At 49.9% G+C, this 24,329-nt stretch carries 21 protein-coding genes; 13 read left to right on the top strand and 8 right to left on the bottom strand.

All coding sequences use genetic code 11. The features are described from left to right. The first annotated feature begins 97 nt into the window (after window positions 1-97). A complete protein-coding gene (locus J3L11_RS12015; protein WP_207571140.1) occupies window positions 98-2,104 on the top strand; it encodes a methyl-accepting chemotaxis protein in 2,007 nt (668 codons plus the stop codon). Between the two features lie 50 nt (window positions 2,105-2,154). Here the strand turns inward: J3L11_RS12015 and J3L11_RS12010 are convergent, their stop codons facing one another. The 3 genes from J3L11_RS12010 to J3L11_RS12000 all read right to left on the bottom strand — a co-directional run bounded on the left by J3L11_RS12010 (window position 2,155) and on the right by J3L11_RS12000 (window position 4,390). Continuing rightward, entirely contained in the window at window positions 2,155-2,556 is a 402-nt protein-coding gene (locus J3L11_RS12010; RefSeq protein WP_207571139.1) for a YbaY family lipoprotein, read from the bottom strand. Window positions 2,557-2,558: 2 nt separating this feature from the next. After that, window positions 2,559-3,434, bottom strand: coding sequence for an acyl-CoA thioesterase II (gene tesB / locus J3L11_RS12005; RefSeq protein WP_207571138.1), 876 nt, complete (start codon window positions 3,432-3,434; stop codon window positions 2,559-2,561). Between the two features lie 74 nt (window positions 3,435-3,508). Continuing rightward, on the bottom strand, window positions 3,509-4,390 hold the full coding sequence (locus J3L11_RS12000; RefSeq protein ID WP_207571137.1) for an SDR family oxidoreductase: 882 nt from the start codon (window positions 4,388-4,390) through the stop codon (window positions 3,509-3,511). A 227-nt stretch (window positions 4,391-4,617) separates the two neighbouring features. Here J3L11_RS12000 and J3L11_RS11995 point away from each other — a divergent pair, with 227 nt between their 5' ends. Further along, window positions 4,618-5,487, top strand: coding sequence for a 1,4-dihydroxy-2-naphthoate polyprenyltransferase (locus tag J3L11_RS11995; RefSeq protein ID WP_133038591.1), 870 nt, complete (start codon window positions 4,618-4,620; stop codon window positions 5,485-5,487). A gap of 66 nt (window positions 5,488-5,553) precedes the next feature. Here J3L11_RS11995 and gndA read toward each other — a convergent pair whose 3' ends face one another. Together gndA and J3L11_RS11985 are read right to left on the bottom strand one after the other, a co-directional pair. Next, a complete protein-coding gene (gene gndA, locus J3L11_RS11990; protein ID WP_207571136.1) occupies window positions 5,554-7,074 on the bottom strand; it encodes an NADP-dependent phosphogluconate dehydrogenase in 1,521 nt (506 codons plus the stop codon). Between the two features lie 207 nt (window positions 7,075-7,281). Beyond that, the gene (locus J3L11_RS11985) at window positions 7,282-9,198 is read right to left on the bottom strand and encodes a propionyl-CoA synthetase (RefSeq protein WP_207571135.1); all 1,917 of its coding nucleotides are present in this window, start codon (window positions 9,196-9,198) and stop codon (window positions 7,282-7,284) included. 266 nt (window positions 9,199-9,464) lie between these two features. Between J3L11_RS11985 and J3L11_RS11980 the strand changes: the two genes are divergently transcribed. The 9 genes from J3L11_RS11980 (at window position 9,465) to J3L11_RS11940 (ending at window position 18,584) form a co-directional block, all read left to right on the top strand. Beyond that, window positions 9,465-9,875 (top strand): MerR family DNA-binding transcriptional regulator, encoded by a 411-nt coding sequence (locus J3L11_RS11980; RefSeq protein WP_133038594.1) that lies wholly within the window; start codon window positions 9,465-9,467, stop codon window positions 9,873-9,875. Between the two features lie 61 nt (window positions 9,876-9,936). Then, entirely contained in the window at window positions 9,937-11,106 is a 1,170-nt protein-coding gene (locus J3L11_RS11975; protein WP_207571134.1) for an isovaleryl-CoA dehydrogenase, read from the top strand. A 33-nt stretch (window positions 11,107-11,139) separates the two neighbouring features. Continuing rightward, on the top strand, window positions 11,140-12,747 hold the full coding sequence (locus J3L11_RS11970; protein WP_207571133.1) for a carboxyl transferase domain-containing protein: 1,608 nt from the start codon (window positions 11,140-11,142) through the stop codon (window positions 12,745-12,747). 9 nt (window positions 12,748-12,756) lie between these two features. Next, entirely contained in the window at window positions 12,757-13,569 is an 813-nt protein-coding gene (locus J3L11_RS11965) for an enoyl-CoA hydratase-related protein (protein ID WP_207571132.1), read from the top strand. Beyond that, window positions 13,562-15,601: an acetyl-CoA carboxylase biotin carboxylase subunit gene (locus J3L11_RS11960; RefSeq protein WP_207571131.1), complete on the top strand. Its 2,040-nt coding sequence runs from the start codon at window positions 13,562-13,564 to the stop codon at window positions 15,599-15,601. The genes J3L11_RS11965 and J3L11_RS11960 overlap by 8 nt, the downstream gene beginning before the upstream one ends. After that, window positions 15,601-16,521: a hydroxymethylglutaryl-CoA lyase gene (locus J3L11_RS11955; RefSeq protein WP_207571130.1), complete on the top strand. Its 921-nt coding sequence runs from the start codon at window positions 15,601-15,603 to the stop codon at window positions 16,519-16,521. Before J3L11_RS11960 ends, J3L11_RS11955 begins: the two co-directional genes overlap by 1 nt. Next, on the top strand, window positions 16,521-17,228 hold the full coding sequence (locus J3L11_RS11950; protein ID WP_133038600.1) for a CoA transferase subunit A: 708 nt from the start codon (window positions 16,521-16,523) through the stop codon (window positions 17,226-17,228). Before J3L11_RS11955 ends, J3L11_RS11950 begins: the two co-directional genes overlap by 1 nt. Before the next feature lie 10 nt (window positions 17,229-17,238). After that, a complete protein-coding gene (locus J3L11_RS11945) occupies window positions 17,239-17,895 on the top strand; it encodes a 3-oxoacid CoA-transferase subunit B (RefSeq protein ID WP_207571129.1) in 657 nt (218 codons plus the stop codon). Window positions 17,896-18,014: 119 nt separating this feature from the next. Then, window positions 18,015-18,584, top strand: a complete 570-nt coding sequence (locus tag J3L11_RS11940; protein ID WP_207571128.1) for a GNAT family protein — start codon at window positions 18,015-18,017, stop codon at window positions 18,582-18,584. A 474-nt stretch (window positions 18,585-19,058) separates the two neighbouring features. Here the strand turns inward: J3L11_RS11940 and J3L11_RS11935 are convergent, their stop codons facing one another. Continuing rightward, window positions 19,059-19,778, bottom strand: coding sequence for a DUF554 domain-containing protein (locus J3L11_RS11935; protein ID WP_207571127.1), 720 nt, complete (start codon window positions 19,776-19,778; stop codon window positions 19,059-19,061). Window positions 19,779-20,204: 426 nt separating this feature from the next. Here J3L11_RS11935 and J3L11_RS11930 point away from each other — a divergent pair, with 426 nt between their 5' ends. After that, window positions 20,205-20,930, top strand: coding sequence for a hypothetical protein (locus J3L11_RS11930; RefSeq protein WP_207571126.1), 726 nt, complete (start codon window positions 20,205-20,207; stop codon window positions 20,928-20,930). A gap of 146 nt (window positions 20,931-21,076) precedes the next feature. Next, the gene (locus J3L11_RS11925) at window positions 21,077-21,448 is read left to right on the top strand and encodes a hypothetical protein (protein WP_207571125.1); all 372 of its coding nucleotides are present in this window, start codon (window positions 21,077-21,079) and stop codon (window positions 21,446-21,448) included. Between the two features lie 56 nt (window positions 21,449-21,504). Here J3L11_RS11925 and yaaA read toward each other — a convergent pair whose 3' ends face one another. Further along, the gene (yaaA, locus tag J3L11_RS11920; RefSeq protein ID WP_207571124.1) at window positions 21,505-22,278 is read right to left on the bottom strand and encodes a peroxide stress protein YaaA; all 774 of its coding nucleotides are present in this window, start codon (window positions 22,276-22,278) and stop codon (window positions 21,505-21,507) included. A gap of 99 nt (window positions 22,279-22,377) precedes the next feature. Continuing rightward, window positions 22,378-23,847 carry a sodium:alanine symporter family protein gene (locus J3L11_RS11915; protein WP_207571123.1) on the bottom strand — a complete coding sequence of 490 codons (1,470 nt, stop codon included), beginning with the start codon at window positions 23,845-23,847 and terminating at the stop codon, window positions 22,378-22,380. Between the last annotated feature and the right edge of the window lie 482 nt (window positions 23,848-24,329).

Genomic DNA, 24,329 nt, shown 5'->3' with positions numbered 1-24,329 from the left:
CCTGAGCAACCTCCTGCTTTCAATTTAATCTGTCCCGTAAGGACTATTGGGGAAATTAAAGCAGGTGTAATACCTACTAATAACTAGAGATAGACAGATGAATTATCGCAACTGGCCTATAGCAAAGCAGATTGGAACACTGGCATTTGTACTGACAGTACTCGTTTTTGGTGCTGTTGGCACAATTTCCTATCAAACCGCATCCACCGCATTGAAAGACAAAGCCCTTTCAGCAATGAACAAAGAGATGCACAGCGTTAATGACCTACTGGAGCTGCAATATCAATCACTACTGGTAATTGCACACCGCAACGCTGATGTGTTTCGTGCCATGTATCCTGGCACCTTTTCCAAACCAGCAGGGCAAACCACTAACGTGCTAGGCAAAGCCACACCAACACTGATGCACGACTCGGAACTGGTCAACTCATCCATCAGCAAAGTCGATCGTTTTGCCAAACTATCGGGCGGCACTGCCACAGTATTTGTCAAAGATGGCGATGACTTTTTGCGTATATCTACCTCTTTAAAAAAGGCTGATGGCAGCAGAGCTCTCGGGACTTATCTGGGTAAGAACCACCCCGGTTACAACAAACTGATGAGTGGTGAAGATTACGAAGGTTATGCCAAGCTGTTTGGCAAGGACTACATGACCGTTTATAAGCCGATGAAGGACGCTCAGGGAACGGTTATTGGTATTCTTTACATAGGATTTGATATCAGCGATTCGATGGCTGAAATTCAAAATACGGTTAAAAAATTAACTGTTGAAGAGAGCGGCAGTTACTCCTTGCTCAAACTATCTGACTTGTCAGTGGTTGCTGATAATACTTTAGCCCCCGGAGAAGTCCCAACAACCGCGCAACTCAATGGTCTGCCGTTACAGTCGTTGGTCAATAACCGTGCACTGGTACAGTACCAGAGTAACGATGGCAGCAATATGGTCGCCATGAGCGATGATATTCCCGGTTGGCAGTGGTTGCTGGTGGGTAAAGTTAAAGTCAAAGAACTGAACGAAGAAAGTAAGACGCTATTAATCATAAATATTGTGGTGTCATTTGTCGGCATTATCGCGATTACAGCACTGTTGTCGATAGTGCTGATCAATACCGTTAAGCCATTGAGACGTTTGCAGCAGCATATGGAACATTTAGGCCAGGGCAATCTGAGCATTGATTTACCGACAACCGACGCCCACAGTCAAAATGAGGTCAGTCGCATCACCGCCAGTGCCCGGCAAATGACGCTTAACCTACGCAAATTGATTACGGAACTGCTCGATTCGGTACAGAAGCTTGATTATCAGGCCGAACAGGCACAAGAGGTTGCCAAACTCAACGGTGAAGAGTCAAAGGCACTGATGAGCCAGACGGATCAGATAGCCACAGCGATAGAAGAGATGTCGACCTCTATTCGCGATGTGGCTAATCACGCTGGGCAAAGCGCTGAACAGAGTGCCGAAGTGGACAATGCTTCTAGAGAAGGCCATCAGCAGTTAATTCAGGTGGTTGAAAGCCTAAATACACTGGCACAGCAATTGGATCTGAGTCAGCAGGCCGTTGAGGGTGTTGCCAAGGAAAGTGAAGCCATCAACACCATCACCGATGTCATTAACGGCATTGCTGAGCAAACCAATCTACTAGCACTTAACGCTGCTATTGAAGCCGCCAGAGCTGGTGAACAGGGGCGGGGTTTTGCGGTGGTTGCCGATGAAGTGCGTACGCTTGCCAGTCGGACTCAGGCGTCCATTTCTGAGATCAGCCAGACTATTGTCCAACTACAGGCCAAAGTAAAAGATACCGCCACTCGCATGACCCAGAGCCATCAGTTAGGCAGTAGCTCAGCCGAACAGGGAGAAGCAGCCAACCAGCAGCTCAGCGCCATTACGGAGCGCATCGCTTCGCTGGCAATATCGGTTAGCAGTATTGCCAGTGCCACAGAGCAGCAGAGTGCTGTTGCCGATGAAGTGACCCGTAATCTGCATGAAATTACTGAGCTTGCCAAAGAGGGAGATAGCCGCGCCAATGACACTGTGAGATCTGCCAAAGATCTGGCAGATGTGGCCGCCGCGTTGAAGCGGCAAATTGGTGTATTTAGGGTTTAATACCACTAAAAAAGGCGCTGAAAAGCGCCTTTTTTATGTTCACAGTACTATTACTGATTTCTTTGTGGCACCGCTTTCATAATCACTTCGGTGGTATTGGGGCCGTTATTGATCACCGGGTAACGGTCATAGGTCTGAAAAATCACCTGCCCTTGGTACATAATCATCGCTACCACCCCATAGTTGGTTTTATGGTCCACCGAGTCTGCCGGAAGGATAAACTTGAATGGCACTGGCACTCGCGCAATATTAAAGGATTTCTGCGCCACTATCGCGCCGGGCGTATCCAGATCAATAATAGCAATAGTAATATTACAACCATCGGGCAACATGATTTTTTCACGGTAAGAAGCGGCGCCATTAACCACCACGGGTGCAGGTGGCTCAACAGTGACACAGCCCGCCAGCCACAGTAGTCCAGCAGCTATAAGCAATGTTTTTAAAGCCTGCATGCTTATTCTTCCTTCTTGGTATTGGTCATTCTTATCAGTCCTTCCTGCGAAGCCGAGGCAATCAACTGCCCCTGCTGATTAAAGAACTGTCCACGGACATACCCCCTGCCGCCAAAGGCATTAGGGCTATCCACCGCATAAAGCAACCATTCGCTCATGTTTACCGGACGGTGAAACCACATGGCATGGTCAATAGTCGCCATTCTGATCCCAGGCGTTAAAAAGGATACACCGTGAGGTTGCACTGCCGTCACTAGGAAATTGAAATCTGAGGCGTAGGCCAGCAGATAATCGTGCATGCAGTGATCGGCTGGCAGGCGACCATTAGCCCGCATCCACACGTAACGGGTCGGATCAGTCACGGCCGGGGCCACTGGATTAAGCGGATTCACCATGCGCATTTCGATGGGAGAATCGGCAAGAAACTTCTCCAAAATCTTTGCTGGAACCCGCTCCCGCATGGTCATCGCCAGTTCCTGCTGATTCATTAGGCCATCAGGGCCAGGAACTTCAGGCATTGACGACTGATGATCAAACCCCTCTTCAGGTTCCTGGAAAGAACAAGTCATGTAGAAAATCGGCCGACCTTTCTGAATAGCTTTGACTCGCCGAGCACTAAAACTGCCACCATCACGCATATTTTCAACATCATAGATAATTGGCAGGGTTTCATCTCCAGCACGGAGAAAATAGGAATGCAGCGAATGCGCCTGACGTTCTGGGGGAACGGTTTGTCTGGCGGCACTCAAGGCCTGCCCCATCACTTGCCCACCAAAAACGTGTCCAAATCCCAAATCCTGACTCTGACCACGAAATAATCCCATTTCAATCGGTTCCAGTGTCAGTAACGACAGCAGATCATCCAATACCTGGCTCATATCATCCCATTGATTGTGAATAGGTAACGATAGAGAGTACCGCAGTGGAATGGTTGAATGCCAGTATTAGCTGATTATTCCAATAGCACACCGTGCTCACGACAGGCATTGCGCGCCCATTTGACTATCTGTTCTTCGCCACTTTTCTGAAAGCTGAAAGGATGCGCTTTGCTGAGTTTTGGCCAGGTTTTCCCCACCAGCTCAGGCGTACAGTCATCTGCAGTAAAATAAGCTGGATGGGTTTCGGCTAACCGTAAGCGACTAATACTACCTGCGGCTGCCAGCACATGTTGCCCTGATGGTGCAGACTCGCCCAGCAAATACATCGCCGCTGCCACGGGTGCCTCTATTGAGAACATTGCGCCCACATCATCCGCCATATGATGTCCAGTGATACCGTTAAATACCTGAGTACAGAGACTGTTAACGCAGATATTGTAACTCTGTCCCTCCAAACTCAGGCTGTTCACCAATCCAATCAAGGCCATTTTGGCACTGGCATATGCCGCTTCAAACTGATCACCAAACAGGCCGCTAGCACCGGTTAGCATCAGGATACGGCCAAAGATTTGCTGTCGCATCAGCGGCCAAAATGCCTGGCAAAATAGAAAACTGCCGGTTAAATCCACATCAATTTGACGACGCCAGTCACTTAGCGAAATTTTTTCAAACGGGCAGGCGTGGTGAACGCCGGCACACAGCAGTAAAAAATCAACCTTATTAACCTGCTCTAGTATCTGCTGACACACCTCTTCAGCCTGCGCCGCATTGGCAACATCGCAATACCAGTATTTAACATCTGCCCCTAAAGCGGCTATCGCTGCCGCTGTTTCCCGACAATCCTGATTGTCGACCAATACGACCCTAGCTCCTCGCTGTGCCAGCGCAATAGCAAATGCCCGACCCAATCCTGATGCTGCGCCCGTAACCACTGCCGTCCTGTGCTGGAAACGCATAATGTCAATCTCCTCAGCATATCGATGCTTGGATAGACTTACCGCCTATTTACACTAACTTCGCTTCAATCCCTAATCCATTATGGCTATATTTTTGTTGGAAGGTTGCCTAACAAATGTGCGCTGATTCAAACTCTTTTACATGCATTTATCCGATTGTGCTAACTTTCGTGCGGCTTCTTGGTATTCTATAAACAGTTGTAAGTCTGTTGATGTGAATCGTAAACATGAATCCTTGGTTTCTGGCAATACGCCCCCGAACATTACCTGCCGCGGCAGGCCCCTTGTTGATTGGTAATATGCTGGCACTGCCACTGACAAAATTCAGTTGGACGGTAGCGGTGGCATCGATGATTTGTGCGTTGCTATTGCAAATTGCAGTGAATCTGGCGAACGACTATTTTGATTTCAAAAATGGGATCGATACCGAAGAAAGAGTTGGCCCCACACGCGTAACCCAAAGTGGCATGTTGGCCCCCTATAAAGTGCGCAATGCCATGACTTTGTGTCTATTGTTGTCGCTGACGGTTGGTGGCTACCTCATCTGGCACGGAGGCTGGCCAATTGCAATTTTGGCAGCGGCATCCGTGCTAGCGGCATTAGGTTACAGCGGTGGCCCCTACCCACTCGCCTCTCATGGTTTAGGTGAGCTGGCCGCATTTGTCTTTTTCGGCCTCGTTGCAGTAGTGGGAAGTTACTATCTGCAAGCGGGAAATACCACCACCGCGGCGTGGTTACTCGGTTGTGCCGTTGGGCTGTTGAATGCGGCGATCATGCTGGTTAACAATACTCGCGACATTATGACCGACACCAAAGCCGGTAAGAAAACACTGGCGGTGCGCATTGGTGAAGCTCAGGCACGCGTGTTGTATCAAGCGTTGCTGTACCTACCTTTTGGTCTCATTATTGCGGGTTTTCTGTTAGGACAACTGCCAGGATTTCCGGTATTGCTGGCGGGATTGTCACTGATTATGGCGCGAAAACTCTCTTCTGATTTCTATCAGGGTTCCGGTGCCGCACTTAACCCGCTATTGGGGAAAACCGCCAAGCTGACCATGATGTTCAGTGCGCTGTTCAGTGTTGGTCTGATATTCTGATAAAAGCACTGACAGTAAAAAAGCTTCCAGTATGGAAGCTTTTTTACTGTCAAACGCACACCGCTATCAGTCGATTTTTACTAAAGTACGGTCGGACTGACTCCAGTTCAGGTGATACTTTTCACCCGCTAGCTTATCCGTACGCTCAAAAGTATGAGATCCAAAAAAGTCACGTTGAGCCTGCAACAGATTGGCGGGCAAAGTGGCACAGCGGAAGCTATCGTAATAGGCCAAAGCAGAACTGATGCAAGGAACTGCAACACCGTTAAGCACTGCACTGGCAACTACCTGACGCCACTTTGACTGCAATGCGGATAAGGCACCGGCAAAGCTTTCCGCCTGTAGCAGATTGTCCAGTTGTGGCTCAGCCACATAAGCATCCGTAATGGTTTGCAGGAAACCTGCACGGATAATACAGCCGGCGCGCCAGATACGGGCAATAGCGGCAAAATCCAGTTGCCACCCCTGCTCTTTGGCATTCATTGCCATCAATTGAAAACCTTGGGCATAGGCACAAACCTTGGCGCAGTATAATGCCGCTTCCAAGGCATCAATCAGCGACTGCCGTTGGTCGATATCAACGTGTGTTTTTGGCCCCGCCAACTGTTGACTGAGTTGCTGACGCAACGCTTTCTGGGTACTCATGGCCCTAGCGTATACCGCCTCGGCAATGGTCGGTGCTGGGCAGCCTATCTGCAGACTGCTAACGGCCGTCCACAAGCCGGTGCCTTTTTGTCCGGCTTTATCGAGGATCATTTCCACTAATGGTTTGCCAGTCAGCGGATCCTGCTGCTTGAGGACTTCGGCGCTGATGCCGATGAGATAACTGTTGAGTTTACCCTGATTCCACTGTTCAAAAACGCTGGCGATTTCGGCAGCAGGCATTCCCAAACCGTGATGCAGAAGCTGATACGCTTCGCATATCAGTTGCATGTCAGCGTATTCGATGCCGTTATGCACCATTTTGACGTAATGACCGGCCCCCGAGGGACCGATATACGCGGTGCAAGGTTCACCGCCTTTAATAATCTGACCTGGCTGACTGCGCTCCATTGGCTGCCCAGTGGTGTTGTCAACTTTCGCGGCGATGGCCTGCCAAATAGGCGCGATCTGTTCCCAAGCAGCTTTATCACCGCTGGGCATTAATGAAGGCCCAAAGCGGGCTCCCACTTCCCCTCCGGAAACAGCAGAACTGAGAAAGATAAATTTGTCTTTATATTGCTGCTCACGCGCGATGGTGTCAGTCCACAAACTGTTACCGGTGTCGATGACAATATCATCACGCTCAATACCCGCTGCAATCAGTGCCTGACACACCCCATCCACGGGTTTCCCGGCGGGAACCGATAATAATAGGACTCGCGGTTTGCTCAATGATTGCAATAACTCCGGCATAGCATCGAAGCCCTTCAGCACTAAACCACGCTGAGGCACTTCAGTCAGCGCCTGCTGTTCTGCCGCCAAGACTTTTGCAGCATCCAGATCAAAGGCGGCCACCCGGTAACCATTGTCTACAATGTTGAGGGCCAGATTCTTCCCCATCACCCCCAGACCGATAACCCCAATATCAGCAGATTGGAATTTCATAATTTTTCACCAGTTGTCGTTGCTATAACCACAGCGCATTCACGACTCAGTCGTATAAAAGAGCATATTATACTGAGCTTTTGTTGTTTTTTTCCAACAAACTCTGGCGATAACTGCGGCAGATTTGCTCGATTATTCAGAAATGATGAAACTGGCAAACAATTAAGCCCACCAGAAGTGGGCTGTAATTGAATGATTAATAAAGGATCAGACGTGCTGCTGCAGCAAGGCGTCGGCATATCCCATACGGGTCAGCGCATCACGTACCAGATCCAGCGTTAAGGGATCTTCAATCGTTGCTGGCGGTGTATAAGATTGATTGTCTGCAATCTTGCGCATAGTACCCCGCAGAATCTTGCCGGAGCGGGTCTTAGGCAATTTCTGTACGGCACTCACCAACTTAAATGCGGCCACAGGACCAATCTCCTGCCGGACTTTGGCCACCAGCTCGTCATGTAACTGTTTTTCGCTGATATCGATACCATTTTTTAGTACCACCAGCCCCAACGGCACTTGCCCTTTGAGCTTGTCATCAACCCCGATGACCGCAGCCTCGGCAACGGCTGGGTGCTGACACAACACCTCCTCAAAGCGCCCGGTCGACAACCGGTGACCGGCCACATTGATGATGTCGTCAATGCGGCTCATGATGTACAAATAACCATCTTCGTCCATGTAACCAGCATCACCGGTAAGGTAATAACCGGGGTACATACTAAGATAACTTTCTTGGTAACGTTTATCGTTTTGCCATAAGGTGGTTAAGGTCCCGGGTGGCAAAGGCAACTTAATCACCACGTTACCCGATTGGCCCGGCGGCACCTGCGCACCGAATTCATCAACAACTTCCACCTGGTATCCTGGCACGGCACGTGCGGGTGACCCAGGTTTTACAGGAATGGCCTGCACACCCATCAGGTTTGCAGCCACTGCCCAACCGGTTTCAGTCTGCCACCAGTGGTCTATCACCGGCTTACCGAGTTTAGCGCCAGCCCAATGTAAGGTGTCGGGATCGCAGCGCTCGCCCGCCAGGAACAGCGTTTCCAGGCAACTCAGATTGACACCATCGACATAATGACCGTTGGGATCTTCACGTTTAATCGCGCGAATTGCCGTGGGTGCGGTAAAGAAACTCTTTACGCCATATTTCTCAATAGTGCGCCAGAAAATACCAGGATCAGGCGTGCCGACCGGCTTGCCTTCGTACAACACTGTGGTTGCGCCCACCAGTAACGGTGCATACACAATATACGAATGCCCAACAACCCACCCAACATCAGATGCCGCCCAGAAAGTATCCCCAGGATTGATGTTGTAGATATGCTTCATGGACCACGCCAGCGCAACGGCATGACCGCCATTGTCACGCACGACCCCCTTAGGCTGACCAGTTGTTCCAGATGTATATAAAACATACAGAGGATCGGTTGCGGCAACGGGCACACATTCTGCTGGAACAGCATCTTTAATGGCCTGCTGCCAGTCGTAATCGCGCCCATCCTGCAATTGCGCAACATACTGGCTGCGTTCAAGGATCAAACAACGTTCAACTTTATGGTTGGATTGTTCCAGTGCTTTATCCAGCAATGGTTTGTAAGGCACTACCCCAGAAGGTTCTACACCACAGGAGGCACTCATCACCAACTTAGGTTTGGCATCGTTAATGCGGGTTGCCAGTTCATTGGCGGCAAAGCCACCGAAAACCACCGAATGAATAGCACCGATACGCGCACAAGCCAGCATGGCATATACGGTTTCTGGCACCATCGGCATGTAAATCACCACCCTGTCGCCCTTGGTCACCCCAACAGACGCCATATACCCTGCTAAACGGCTTACCTGCGCCTGAAGCTCGGCATAAGTCACACCATATTCGGTATCCGTGACCGGACTGAAATAACGAATGGCAAACTGTGCTCCCCTGCCGGCCTGCACGTGACGATCCACCGCGTTGTAGCAAGTATTTAACTGACCTTTGCTGAACCAGCGATAAAATGGCGCATGGCTGTCATCCAGTACTTTTTCCCATGTCTGGTACCAGTCTATAGCTTTGGCGCATTCACCCCAGAACGCAGCTTTGTCCTCAATGGATTGCTGGTACAGGGCTAAACCCGGATCTGTCATCTAACTGTCCTCCCCAAGGACCGCCTCTCGGCATAACACACCCCTTCCTTCCGCTTTCATTAATAGACGCTTTTATAATCAGACCCTATTAGACGTTAGCCTAAACCGGGCTTTTTTAAGACTTTTTGCTAAGTGGGTGACTGGACAGACCTGAAAAAATGCGCTGGTGAAAAATTATCATTCTGCTCTAAAATGCATTCAGCAACTTTACCTTTACGTAAACTTCATATATCTTGCGGTTATTGCTGCTAACTGAGTGTTATTTAATGAGTATCCGACCAACTCCCCAAACCACTTATTCCATTAGTGACCTGTCACGGGAATTTGATATTACCACCCGCAGTATCCGCTTTTATGAAGATCAGGGGCTGTTGAAACCTAAGCGTCGAGGCCAGACCCGTATTTATAGTCTGAAAGATCGCGTACGGCTGAAACTTATCCTGCGTGGTAAGCGCCTCGGCTTTTCGCTTGGGGAAACCAGACGGTTGTTTGAATTGTATGACGCCGATAAAAGCAGTGTATCGCAACTCAGCACCATGCTGCAGTTGATAGAAGATAAGAAGACCTCGCTGCAGCAACAGATGGACGACATCAAAATTGTATTGATGGAACTGATGGCAGCAGAAACCCAGTGCCGCGAAGCACTGGCAGAAATTACGACTGAAAAAACCGGTTAATCACGTCGCTGTCATCATCTGCAAGTCGCAGCGGATTTCAGCGTCGACACAGGAGCCAACCATGCTATCCAGCTATTCAGGACTTGACTTCGGACTTGGGGAAGATATCGAGATGTTGCGGCAGGCAGTTGCTGCATTCGCCACCGATCAGATTGCGCCTTTAGCAGCAAAAATTGACCAAGATAATCAATTACCCACAGCACTATGGCCACTTTTAGGTGATATGGGGCTGCTGGGAATTACCGTCAGTGAAGATTTCGGTGGCAGCGGCATGGGCTATCTGGCTCATGTGGTCGCGATGGAAGAGATTTCCCGCGCCTCCGCTTCTGTCGGATTATCATACGGTGCCCACTCTAATCTGTGTGTTAATCAGATTTTCCGTAATGGCACTGCCGCACAAAAAGATCGTTATTTGCCAAAACTGGTCAGTGGTGAGCATATCGGCGCATTGGCGATGAGTGAACCCAATGCAGGCTCCGATGTGGTTTCAATGAAACTGTATGCCCGCAAACAAGGTGACCACTATCTGCTCAACGGCAACAAGATGTGGATCACCAACGGTCCCGATGCTGACGTGTTTGTGGTCTACGCCAAAACGGAACCACAACTGGGTGCCAAGGGCATAACGGCTTTTATTGTTGAACGCGATTTCCCAGGATTTGCCACAGCACAAAAATTAGACAAATTAGGCATGCGCGGCTCCAGTACTTGCGAGTTGGTATTTACCGATTGTGCAGTCCCTGAAGAAAACATCCTCGGCAAACTGAATCACGGCACCAAGGTACTGATGAGCGGTCTTGACTATGAACGTGTGGTGCTTGCTGGGGGCCCGTTGGGCATCATGACCGCCTGTCTTGATCTGGTATTGCCCTACACCGCTGAGCGCCAGCAATTTGGCAAGGCGATTGGCGAGTTCCAGCTAGTTCAGGCCAAACTGGCCGACATGTATACCGAAATGAACGCCGCCAAAGCCTATGTTTACGCCGTTGCCAGAGCTTGTGATCAAGGCCGTGCCAGTCGTAAAGATGCAGCAGGCGCCATTCTTTATAGCGCCGAAAGAGCTACTCGAGCCGCCCTAGATGCCATCCAGCTCTTAGGCGGTAACGGTTATATCAATGATTACCCGGCCGGACGATTACTGCGCGACGCCAAACTGTATGAGATAGGTGCGGGCACCTCGGAAATTCGCCGCATGCTTATCGGCCGCGAACTGTTCAGTGAGAGTCACTGAACGACCTTCTAACCAGTAGCGGAGCCAACCTCTATGACCCGCATCATCAGCCAGATCAATCCCACCGCTGACGCCTTTATCAGCCGTCAGCAAGCAATGCAGCAGTTAGTGGATGATCTCAAACAGAAACTGGCGAAAATTGCTGAAGGTGGCGGTGAGCGCGCTATGCAGCGTCACTGCAGCAAAGGCAAGCTGGCACCCCGACAACGGCTGGCGCAACTGCTCGATGCCGATGCTCCGTTTCTTGAAATTAGCCAATTTGCCGCATTTGACGTCTATGAAGAGACCGTGCCAGCTGCAGGAGTGATTGCCGGTATCGGCCGCGTCAGTGGCTGCGAATGCATGATCATCGTTAACGATGCCACCGTTAAAGGCGGTACTTATTATCCGTTAACGGTGAAGAAGCATCTGCGGGCGCAGATGATTGCTGAGCGTTGTCGCCTGCCCTGTATTTATTTAGTGGACTCTGGTGGCGCCAATCTACCATTGCAGGATGAAGTATTTCCGGATCGCGAGCATTTTGGCCGCATTTTTTATAACCAGGCTCGTATGTCAGCTAAAGGCATTCCGCAGATAGCCGTAGTGATGGGCCTTTGTACTGCCGGTGGTGCCTATGTTCCGGCCATGGCCGATGAATCAATTATTGTAGCCAATCAAGGCACTATTTTCCTGGCTGGGCCACCGCTGGTAAAGGCTGCCACTGGCGAAGAGGTATCTGCCGAAGAGTTAGGCGGCGGTGACGTTCATACCCACTTATCCGGCGTGGCCGATCATCTGGCACAAAATGACGCCCATGCATTGCAATTGGCACGACAAGCCGTGTCACGGCTTAACCATCCAGCACCAACTGTTATGCCACAATCCGCGGTGATACCGCCACGCTACGATGGGCGGGAGCTGTACGGTATTGTCGGCACCGATCTGAAAAAACCTTATGACGTGCGCGAGGTGATCGCCAGATTGGTTGATGACTCCGATTTTGACGAGTTCAAAGCCAACTACGGTACCACGTTAGTGTGTGGCTTTGCCCGTCTGCACGGCTATGCCATTGGCATAGTGGCTAACAACGGCATTTTGTTTTCTGAGTCGGCGCAGAAAGGGGCTCACTTCATTGAGCTATGCTGTCAACGGCAGATCCCGTTGCTGTTTTTGCAAAACATCACCGGCTTTATGGTTGGGAAAAAATATGAGCAGGAAGGCATCGCCAAACACGGTGCCAAAATGGTAATGGCCGTTGCCTGCGCCAATGTGCCGAAATTTACCGTCATCATTGGTGGCAGTTACGGTGCGGGCAATTACGGTATGTGTGGCCGCGCTTATGATCCGACCATGATGTGGATCTGGCCCAATGCGCGTATTTCGGTCATGGGGGGCGAACAGGCCGCCAATGTTCTGGCAACAGTCAAACGCGACAGTATGGAACGCCAGGGCCAATCCTGGTCACAGGCCGATGAAGCTGCTTTTAAAGCCCCTATCGTTGAGAAATACGAACGTGAGGGCAATCCCTATCATGCCAGCGCCCGGTTATGGGACGACGGTATTATCGACCCGGCGCAAACCCGTGATGTTGTCGGCCTAGCGCTGGCCGCCGCGGCCAATGCTCCCATTGAGCCCAGCCAATTTGGCGTATTTCGCATGTAGGAGGCCAACATGCAACACACTCTACTCAAGCGAGATGCGCAAGGCGTATGTCAACTTATCCTCAATCGCCCAGATGCCGCCAATGCCTTTGATGAGCAGTTGATAGCCGAATTAATCACGGTCTTAAATCAACTTTCGAATGATCCTGACTGTCGATTATTGCTGCTGCGCGGCCAAGGAAAACATTTCAGTGCAGGTGCCGACCTGCACTGGATGCAGCGTCAAGCGAAAATGAACCAGGACGCCAATATTAGTGATGCCCGTGAGCTAGCAACACTGATGCAAACGCTGGACAATTTCCCCAAACCCACAGTGGCCTTGGTACAAGGCGCAGCCTTTGGCGGGGCACTGGGGCTGATTTGCTGTTGTGATGTAGCCATCGCTAGCCGTAATGCTCGTTTCTGTTTGAGTGAAGTCCGGCTTGGGCTGCTCCCGGCGGTGATATCACCCTATGTTCATCGCAGCATTGGGATGCGGCAGCTACGACGCTATGCACTGAGTGCTGAGTTAATAGATGCCATCACCGCCTTACAACTCGGATTAGTGCATCAGGTAAACGATGATCTAGAAAACGCTGCACAGCACATAGTCACCGCCTTACTGCAAGGAGGGCCAGATGCTCAGCGGCAGTGTAAAACCTTGCTGGCACAGATAGAAACTGCACCACTTGATGAAGCGCTCACGAATCTGACAGTTCAAACCATTGCCAACGTCCGTGCCAGTAAAGAGGCTGCTGAAGGTATCGCTGCCTTTTTTGATAAACGTTCGCCAAGGTGGCAACCAGAGCGCACAGCCATCCCACAGGAGCCTGCGCATGACTGAGCTCAGCATTCGTAAATTATTGATTGCCAATCGCGGTGAAATAGCCTGCCGCATTATACGGACCTGCCAGCAATTAGGGATTAGCACCCTCGCGATTCATTCTGCGGTTGACCGTCATGCACTGCATGTCAGCCTTGCCGATGAAGCGCTCGAACTGAGCGGCGATTCAGCACTCGCACCTTATCTGGATATTGACGCAATTATCGATGCTGCGAAGCGCTGTGGTGCCGATGCTATCCATCCCGGATACGGCTTTCTTTCAGAAAATGCCGCTTTCGCCAGCGCCTGTAGCGCGCATGGGCTGATTTTTGTGGGACCGCCCGCCAGCGCCATTGAAGCCATGGGCAGTAAAAGTGCCGCCAAAGCGATTATGGCGGCTGCCGGAGTGCCATTGGTGCCGGGTTATCATGGCCCGGAACAAGCAAGCCGTTTTCTACAACAGCAAGCCAACACTATTGGCTTTCCGCTACTAATCAAAGCCGCTTATGGTGGAGGCGGTAAGGGAATGCGAGTGGTGACGAATGCGTCAGACTTTACCGCTGCGCTGGCGGCCGCCAAGCGGGAAGCTAAAGCGGCCTTTGGCAATGATACAGTACTGTTGGAGCGCTATCTGACACAGCCGCGTCATATTGAAGTACAGGTATTTGCCGATCAGCAAGGCCACTGCATTTACTTAGGCGATCGCGATTGCTCGCTACAACGTCGGCACCAGAAAGTGATTGAAGAAGCCCCCGCGCCTGGATTGAGTGATGGACTCAGACAGCAGATGGGACAAGCCGCCGTTGCTGCCGCTAAAGCTATTGGCTATTGCGGTGCAGGTACCATTGAGTTCCTGCTGGATAGCGACCAGCAGTTTTACTTCATGGAGATGAATACCCGCTTGCAGGTGGAGCATCCAGTGACAGAACTGATCACCGGTCAGGATCTGGTCGCCTGGCAGCTCAGCGTTGCCGCTGGTGAGCCTCTGCCATTAACGCAACAACAAGTGACGCTCAGAGGCCATGCCGTCGAAGCCCGAATTTACGCCGAGGATCCCAGCCATAACTTTCTTCCCGCTGCCGGCCCACTGCAATATTTGCAAGAACCCCCAGCAATGGCGCATTTACGCTTAGATACTGGTGTGCGCCAAGGGGATGTCATTACGCCTTTCTACGATCCGATGATTGCTAAACTGGTCATCTGGCAACCCACGCGTAGCGACGCGCTGCGACAGCTGACACTAGCGTTGCAACAGTATCAGATAGCCGGGCTGCGCCATAACATTGCCTTTCTGGCAGCGCTGACATCGCATCCGGCCTTTATCAGTGAAGATTTCAGCACCCATTTCATTGAACAACATCTTGATGAATTGTTGCTGCAAGCAACAACGCCAACACCGACGACGGAAGTACTTGCGGCCGCGGCCATGGTGAGTCTATTGGCGTCTAAATCGCAAGTTCACACTCACAACTCCCCCTGGCAGCGCTTGAGCGGTTTTCGGCTTAATGCTGCGCCAGAATGCAATTTATTGCTGCGCTATAACGCAACGGCAACTGCCTCAAGTTTCCACTTGCGGCTACAGCAGCAAACCAGCGGTGAGTATTCACTGACCATCAACGCCAGCGCTACAGCAGATGATGTCGATACTCAGGTCATCGTCAGTGGCGAAATAACCAGTGCGCATCAGCTAAAGCTCGCTCTCGACGGCCATAGCCAACACTGGCATTTCTGTCAGCAGCAGGAAACTCTGTGGCTGCTGCGACACGGTCATGTCTGGCAGTTTGATTGTGGGCCTCAAAGTTACGATTCTACAGGTCACCCTGGCGATGCTTCGCTGCAAGCCCCCATGAATGGCACCATTGTCACGTTACTGGCGCAGCCGGGAGATGTTGTCTGTAAGGGTAGCGGACTGTTGGTATTGGAGGCGATGAAAATGGAATACCAGATCAACGCGCCAACAGACGGCATTGTTGAGAGCTTTTTGTGTCATACCGGAGAATTAGTGCAACACGGAGCGCTGTTAGTCCAGTTCAGTGCCAAGGAGCTGGCCTGATGTATCCTTCATCCATCAGTATCTACGAAGTGGGCCCGCGTGACGGCCTGCAAAATGAACGTCCGCTGGCGCTCAGTGACAAGGTGCAACTGATTGATGCCTTGGCTAGCGCCGGACTGCACCGTATTGAAGCTGGCAGTTTCGTGTCGGCCAAATGGGTACCGCAAATGGCTGATTCGGCCGCAGTACTAGAGCAGATAACCCGCAGTGCGGATGTTAGCTATGCAGCGTTGACGCCAAATCTTGTCGGATTTGAGGCTGCACTAGCCGCTGGCGTTGATGAAGTAGCCATATTTACTGCCGCCTCTGAAAGCTTTTGTCAGCGTAATATCAACTGCAGTATCCGTGAATCGCTGGATCGCTTTGCGCCAATAATGGCTAAGGCCAAACACCTTGGCATTCCGGTACGTGGGTATGTTTCCTGTGTACTCGGCTGCCCGTATGAGGGCGACATTGCGCCATCCCAAGTGGCTGCGGTGGCACAGGAATTACTGCAACTTGGCGTTTATGAGATCTCTCTTGGCGACACCATTGGCATTGGCACACCAAGAAAAGCCAGAAACATGCTAGATACTGTTGCCAGTAAAGTACCAATAGCCCAATTGGCGCTGCATTTCCACGACACTTATGGTCAGGCGTTAGCGAATATTCTGGCCTGTCTTGATAGTGGGGTTAGCACACTGGATGCCGCAGTTGCTGGTCTTGGCGGCTGCCCTTACGCCAAAGGCGCTTCTGGTAATCTGGCGACCGAAGATCTGGTGTATATGCTACATGGTTTAGGCATTCATACGGGCGTAGACCTAGCAAAACTAGCCCGAACTGGCACCCAGATAAGTCAGGCCCTTCAGCGCCAAAACAGTAGCAAAGTCGGACAAGCGTTAGCTGCCGAGTCGGTATCAGCGAAACAGGAGCACGAGTAATGGCGGGCATGAATAAAGTCGTAAATAGTTATTCCGAGGCATTGTCCGGCTTAGAAAACCGGATGACAGTGATGGTGGGCGGTTTTGGTCTATGCGGTATTCCAGAAGGACTGATCAACGAAATGGTCAGGCGACAAGTGACCGGATTAACCGCTATCTCCAATAATGCCGGCGTTGATGATTTTGGTTTGGGACTGCTACTGCAAGGGCACCAAATTAGTACCATGATTGCCTCTTATGTCGGTGAGAATGCCCTGTTTGAACAGCAAATGCTAAGTGGTGAGCTTGAAGTGATTCTGACACCGCAAGGTTCTCTGGCTGAAAAAATCCGCGCAGGTGGCGCTGGCATTCCGGCCTTTTTTACGGCGACAGGTTACGGCACACCGGTGGCTGAAGGCAAAGAAACCCGCGAAATCGACGGCCGCTATTATGTACTGGAACCCGCATTGACCGCAGATTTTGCGTTAATACGCGCCTGGAAGGCTGACACCATGGGCAATCTTATCTACCGTCATACCGCAGCCAACTTTAATCCGGTGATGGCCACTGCAGGCAAGATCACTGTGGCTGAAGTCGAAGAGATTGTTGAGGCTGGCGAGTTGGACCCGGACCATATCCACACGCCCGGGATCTATGTCGACCGCGTTATTCAAGGTCGGTTCGAAAAACGCATCGAGAAACGTACCGTCAAGAGCCACAACGTCTAAGGAGAACAGCATGGCACTTTCCAGAGAACAAATGGCGATGCGGGTGGCCCGCGAACTGCGCGATGGTGATTATGTCAATTTGGGCATTGGCATCCCAACATTAGTGGCCAATTATATTCCGGCAGGCATTGAAGTGATGCTACAGTCAGAAAATGGCCTGTTAGGCATGGGCGAATTTCCCGATGAAGCCGCGGTTGATGCCGACCTTATCAATGCTGGCAAGCAGACGGTTACCGCCGTAAAGGGTGCCTCGTTTTTTTCCAGTGCCGATAGTTTTGCCATGATCCGTGGCGGCCATGTGGACCTCACGGTACTCGGAGCATTTGAGGTCGATGTCACCGGTGCGATTGCATCTTGGATGATCCCCGGTAAATTGATCAAAGGGATGGGAGGCGCGATGGATTTGGTTGCCGGGGCACGCAACATCATTGTCACTATGATGCATGCAGATAAAGCCGGTAACTCTAAGCTGCTACCGCAATGTACCCTGCCGTTAACCGGTGTTGGATGCATTAATACAGTACTAACGGATCTAGCACTACTGCATATTCATGATGGTACATTTCACTTAAAAGAGCTGGCACCTGGCGTAACCATTGATGAAATCAGAGCCAAAACCGCTGGCAAACTGGTAATTCCACAACAAGTAGCCACCATGGTGTTTTAGCCACCAAGAGCCACTGAAAATACTCCGTTGGCAACTTGGGGCGAGACTGCAGTAGGCGTTACCTTCCACAATTATTTCAGGTACGCTGTTGTCGTGATGATGGTCTAGGGGAAAAACTGATGCAGCTTGTTGAACATGCGACCTTTGCTACGCTGACGCTGAAACCTTTGCAACAGCAACAGGCGGAGGCATTTCTAGCACATATCAATGATAATCGTGACATCTATGAAGAAGTGATCCCATTTGTCAGTCGCACTCACAATTTGGCTCAGATGCAAACTGTTATCAGCGCTAATCTGACGCGCCAGTCACAAGGTGAAGCGCTTTTTTATACGCTCTGGGACGGAGAAGTCATGGCCGGTTATCTGCTAGTGCGGGAAATCAATCGCGATGCTAATTGGGCAGAAATTGGCTACATGCTGGGTAAACAATGGCAGCGCCAAGGGATTACCACCATGGCTTGCCGTTGGTTAATTGAGCACTTATTCGCCTCTGGACTCGACAAAATCGCGTTGTGTTGCAATGACGACAATCAGGGCAGCATAGCCATCGCTGAAAAACTCGGATTTAAGCTGGAAGGCATTCTACGCCAGTATTTTGTGGTGAATGGAAAGCGTCGCAATATGTGTTGCTACGGGCTATTGAAAGACGAATGGCTTGGTGAACCCGCATGCAATTACTCACGGTAACTGCGTGATACCTGCTTATGGACACTCACTTAGTCAACCAAACAACAATTATTGTCAGAATGACCGATAACTTTTTGCGGTTATACCAGGCAAAGGCACCGCAACCACCACACGCACAGATGAACGTCCTTGGGAACAGAGTGTCTGATGGTAGGGAGTTGTGAGTAAAAAAAGGAGCAACTGCCGTTTTAATGCGATAACCCGACTATCTTTCCGAACTGACTATTAATGCAAGATCCAGCCTCGCGCCACACTTGGCAGCAAATTCGGTGGTGCGCGCCCAATAAGACAAAGAGAGGAAATGGCCATTCCCGCCCCCCAGGCAGCTACGGCAAACTGAAGGACGGTAGGTATCTTAGCCATTCCGTCGAGACCAACACACAGTGATATAAGTGATATGTCGAATACAGAAGTAAGTCACCACTATCAAGACAGCTCATTACATTGGGGCCGTCTGCGCCTTAACCGCTGCCATTAAGCCGGGAAAAAATGCCGCCACCAATGGGAGAACGGTAACACCAGAAACAATGCGGGCAGAAAATTTACTACCGCAAAATTCATAATTTTGGCAATACGCAAACCAATCGCCAGCATTATGATGCCACCTACCGCAGAGAAATCCGCATATGCCATCGCATCCATATAGGGCAAAATAGGCTTTGCCAGTAAAAACAATGATGCCTGCACAGCAAACTGCACCACTGCAATTAAAATTATCCCCGGACCAAGCCCGATAGCAAAAATCATGGCGGTGACCAAATCCATCATAGATTTCACCAGCAACAGTTTGTAATCCCCATTTAACCCTTCGGTCATGGCGCCGATAATCCCTAAACCACTGGCACCAAACAGCACAATCAACGCGGTAAATTGTTGGGCAAACTCAGCTTTGCCCAACCCCCTCGGCATCGGCAGTAAACGGTTCATTTTCTGCTGAATAAATGCCGCAGCTTTGCTGATACCAGCCTCAAAATACAGTAATTCTCCGAGCGCGGTGCCTAAAATCAGCGACAGAACCACCACAGGTAGATTGTGTTCTTTGATGATCATGGTGATGCCTATTGCGATGGACGCCAACGCAAAGGTTGCAGGTAATCCCAGTTGTAACCGCCTCGGAATATACTTTGCCAGTACGGCACCGAGCAGACCACCGACAACAATGGCGCAACTATTGATGATTGGGCCAAGCATCATTACTTCTGTTCTCCTGAATCAAACATCATCCAATATCGGCGAGGCCAGCAGCCATAAACACAGCAAGTGTGTCAACGCCGATACGGAAGAATTCTGGATTAAAAAACGGATTGCGGTGCCAACAACAGAACCAGTCGCTATAACATGGTTACCTATTAACAATCACACAACTGCGGCACCGGCATAAACTCAGAACCAGAAATACCAGCGTTTATAAACACTAATGTTCTAGCTCTAATGTATGACTTTTGAATCGAGTCACGATACATCATCTTGATAAGAAGATCACGCTGTTACTAATATTGCGGGCTACTTCAGCGATCTATTAATTAATACTGGCGTATATCTTTACGTATGGTTATTTTTTGCTCATATCGCAAATAGCGCTCATCCGTCCTTGGCTTTACATATACCGAAGGAGGGACTATGTATCGGTCCGTGTGTTCCCTGATTATGCTGCTGTTAGGCGGCTGTGCCTGCACCACCCATCTGCCACCAAAGGCAGATATCACTATGCCAGATGCCCATACATTACGCTTTAAAGGTGATACTCGTATCGACGACGTCAAACGATTACTGGCAGTAGCTGAGGATGCCCCAGAGCCTATCTCTAGGCTGGTAATCACCAGCGCAGGGGGAAATCCCACTGGCGGAATGATGTTGGGAGAATGGGTACACAAACAGCAAATCGAGCTCGAAGTGAGCGGTATTTGTGCGGGCAGTTGCGCCAATTATATTTTTACCGCCGCGAAGAGCGTCACGGTGAATGCTGACAGTGTGGTCGGGTTTAGTGGTGGTGCCTGGCAACAACATTGGGATAAACCGTGGTACACCTTTCTCATTCCAGACGCAGACCCGCATAAATGCCTATCTGTCGTTGAATGGCGTCAGCGCGAAAGTGCATTTTTCAGACACATTGGGGTTCGCGAAGAAATCACCATTATGGGACAAGTTGCGCCATTTAATCAGCAGTTATCCGGTAAAGGGTTATGGAGCTATCAAGCAGAAGATCTGAGCAAGTTTGGACTACACCAAGTGTATTTTGCCGCCAAGCCCCCATTACAGTCACAAATACAAATCCTGCAATTTACACCTGGCGCATTGGAAGATTATCTCGCAAGTAGTCGCTTGCAGCAGGGCGCAGCACCTTAAAATAGTTGCGGAGTTCACAAACCACCAAGACACCACAGCACTGCCGATAATTTTATTGGACAATAGTATTTAACACGTTAATTATAGTGATTAGTATCACAAGTTAACTTTTGATACTCGTTGAATTGCCTGCTACAGGAGTGGTCATGATACTGCAGATAATCATTGCATTGCTGTTTATTACCAGTTGTCTTATTGATGCTCGCGCCCGTGAACACCTAAGCAGCAGGCAGGCTCTCGACCAGATTGGCCGCAATGTTGAAATTGACATGGTTATCAAGCATAGCGAGGATAGGTATGCCGATGAAGGCGTTATTTATCTGTACGATGACAACACCAATGCACTATCGCTTGCCTTGACCGCAGGTGCCATTGCGCAACTGCAAGAACAGGGGATTGTCGATCCGGCTGGTTATTTTCTGAATAAGAAACTCACAGTGGCAGGCGCGGTAATGCGCTTGAACGAGCGTTATCTTTTACCCGTTCAGAACGCAGACCAATTAACGCTACTCAAATAACCGTGCAACTCAAAATGAAGGATATAGACAAAAGACCGCTTTAAGTGGCTTTTTTCTTATACTTCATCCCGCAAAAATACTGGGGCATCAGGGGTCGATTGCGTGTCGCTGTAGTAATAGCCTGCGCTATTAAACTGCTTCAGCCCTTCCATTGTCGTTACCGATTGTTGCAGTAGATAACGCGCCATCATGCCGCGAGCTTTCTTAGCGTAGAAACTGATAATTTTATACTGACCATTTTTAGCATCTTTAAATACTGGAGAGACTAAGCGCCCTTGTAATTTTGCTGGTCGCACAGCTTTAAAGTACTCATTTGATGCCAGATTAACTATCACGTCATCGCCCTGTTGCTGCAGTGCCTGATTAATACCATCAGTGATCACATCGCCCCAAAACTGATAAAGATTAGTACCTTGCGCCGTTGCCAGCGGGATCCCCATTTCCAAGCGGTATGGTTGTATCAGATCCAGCGGTTTTAACAGTCCGTAGAGCCCTGACAGAATGCGCAGATGTTGTTGGGCCGCCTGAACCACGGTCTCCGACATAGAATCGGCATCAAGTCCGCTGTAAACATCGCCACGAAAAGCATACAGCGCCTGTTTGGCATTCGCGGTAGTAAAAGGTGGCCGCCATTGAGCAAAGCGGGCCGCATTCAGTCCAGCAATTTTATCGCTGACCTTCATGAGCGATGCTATCTGTGCCGGCGATAACTGACGGCACACCGACATCAATTGTTCGCTATATGCCAAATACTCCGCTTGGGAGTAATCAGTAACAGTGGCGGGGTTCTCGAAGTCCAGAGTCTTCGCAGGGGAAATCAGAATAAGCATCAGGTACTCCGTGTTGGCGGTTAACGCAAATATGATACTGATCTACAATAAAAAAACCACGCAGAAATCACGTGGTTTTTTCGATAGTGGCAACCGATTTCAGGTATTAACCTGGGCAACCTTAGCATTATCAACCGCTTCTGCAGGTTCGCCAGTCCAGATATCACTATCGATTTGAGCCTGTAGATCTGGAAAGTTACGTTTATCAAATACCGGACTGACTCCGGCACTCAACTGGTCGCGGTAATCATTTATCACCCGCATGGCGACGCCAGACAGCAACACCAATGCTAGGATATTTACCAACGCCATTAGTCCCATGGAGAGATCCGCCATGTTCCACACCAGCGAAATTTTCGCCACGGAACCAAACATCACCATCGCCAATACCACTAGTTTGAACAACAGCACCGCCTTTCTGCTGTTACCGGTAAGAAACAACACATTGGTTTCGGCATAAGAGTAGTTGGCAATAATTGAAGTAAAGCAGAACAGCAGAATCGAACCTGCAACAAAAAAGCCGCCCCAGGCACCGACATGATGAGTCAGGGCGTTGATGGTCATTTGAATCCCATCTTCAGAGGTACCATTGCCCCATTCTCCAGAAAGCAAAATAATGGCGGCGGTAGCACTACAGATAACAATAGTATCCACAAACACACCAACCATCTGCACAAATCCCTGCGATGCTGGATGGTTAGGCGTGGGAGAGGCACTCGCGGCAACGTTGGCAGCGCTGCCCATACCGGCTTCGTTAGAGAAAAGCCCACGCGCAATCCCCGCCTGTAACGCCTGTGATGCCGTATAAGCGACACCACCTGCAGCCACTTCCTGCCAGCCGAACGCACTTTTAACCACCATCAGTAAAATTGCAGGCAGTTGGTTGATATTCAAGGCGACCACGACCAACGCGATAGCAATGTACGCCAGGGCCATCACCGGAACGATAACTTCTGACACGCGAGCCACTTTACGTAGCCCACCCATAATCACTAGTGCACTGCCCACAACCAGCAATACCCCCGTCCACACGGGTTGCCAGCCAAACACTTTCGTCAAAGCGCCAGTAATGGTATTGGCTTGCACAGCGTTAAAAACTAGACCAAATGAAATGATCAGAAATACGGCGAACAGTATGCCCATCCAGCGCTGTCCCAACCCTCTTTCCATGTAATAGGAAGGACCACCGCGAAACTGACCGTCTTTATCTCTGACTTTATATACCTGAGCTAATGTAGACTCCACCATGGCAGTAGCCATGCCAAGCAACGCAATTATCCACATCCAGAACACAGCGCCGGGCCCTGCGGTGCCGATAGCCACGGCAACCCCCGCCATATTTCCGGCACCGACTCTCGCTGCCATGCTGGTACAAAACACTTGAAAAGACGACAGGCCGCTGCTACATCCTTCGCGGCTAGTCATCATAATTTTGGCAGAATGCCCCAGATGAGTTATCTGGATAAACAACAGCCTGATAGTAAAATACAAACCGGCGCCAACCAGCGCATAAACCAACAGTTTTCCCCATAACAGGGAATTCAGAAAATTAACAATCGTTTCAACCATGCGCTTAACTCAATGGTAACAACGGCATATATTCGCTACTACATCACCGATGCGACCAAAGACATCCTCCCGATGCAAACAAAATAGACAACTGGTGCGAACGATGGTCAACACTGTATGTCGCCGCTAGCAATAGCCACATCGACACGACATTGTCATTATAGGGATCATCACGAAATCGCAACCACCATATTGTTTTAATTATATTTTTATAATCTCTGCAAATTCCCCATTTGCATAAGAATGCGATAACTGACTGGTTCATGAACTACACAATACACAGTATTTATCAGCAACTGCTCTATTTGGCAGCGTATTCAATCTACCCTAAATAAAAGCCTTAGTACAAACCTGTCAAAGCCAGTTATCAGATAAACACTGACGATAAGGATTATCACTAAGCAGATCGCCAATTCATTATAGAAAACTTACAAATAGTCTTTATTTAGTGCGAATTATTATAAATTCATGAAATATCAATA

This window comes from Shewanella sp. 4t3-1-2LB (assembly GCF_017368415.1).
GTDB classification, from domain to species: Bacteria; Pseudomonadota; Gammaproteobacteria; order Enterobacterales; family Shewanellaceae; genus Shewanella; species Shewanella fodinae.
This window is presented reverse-complemented; position numbering and strand designations above follow the sequence as displayed.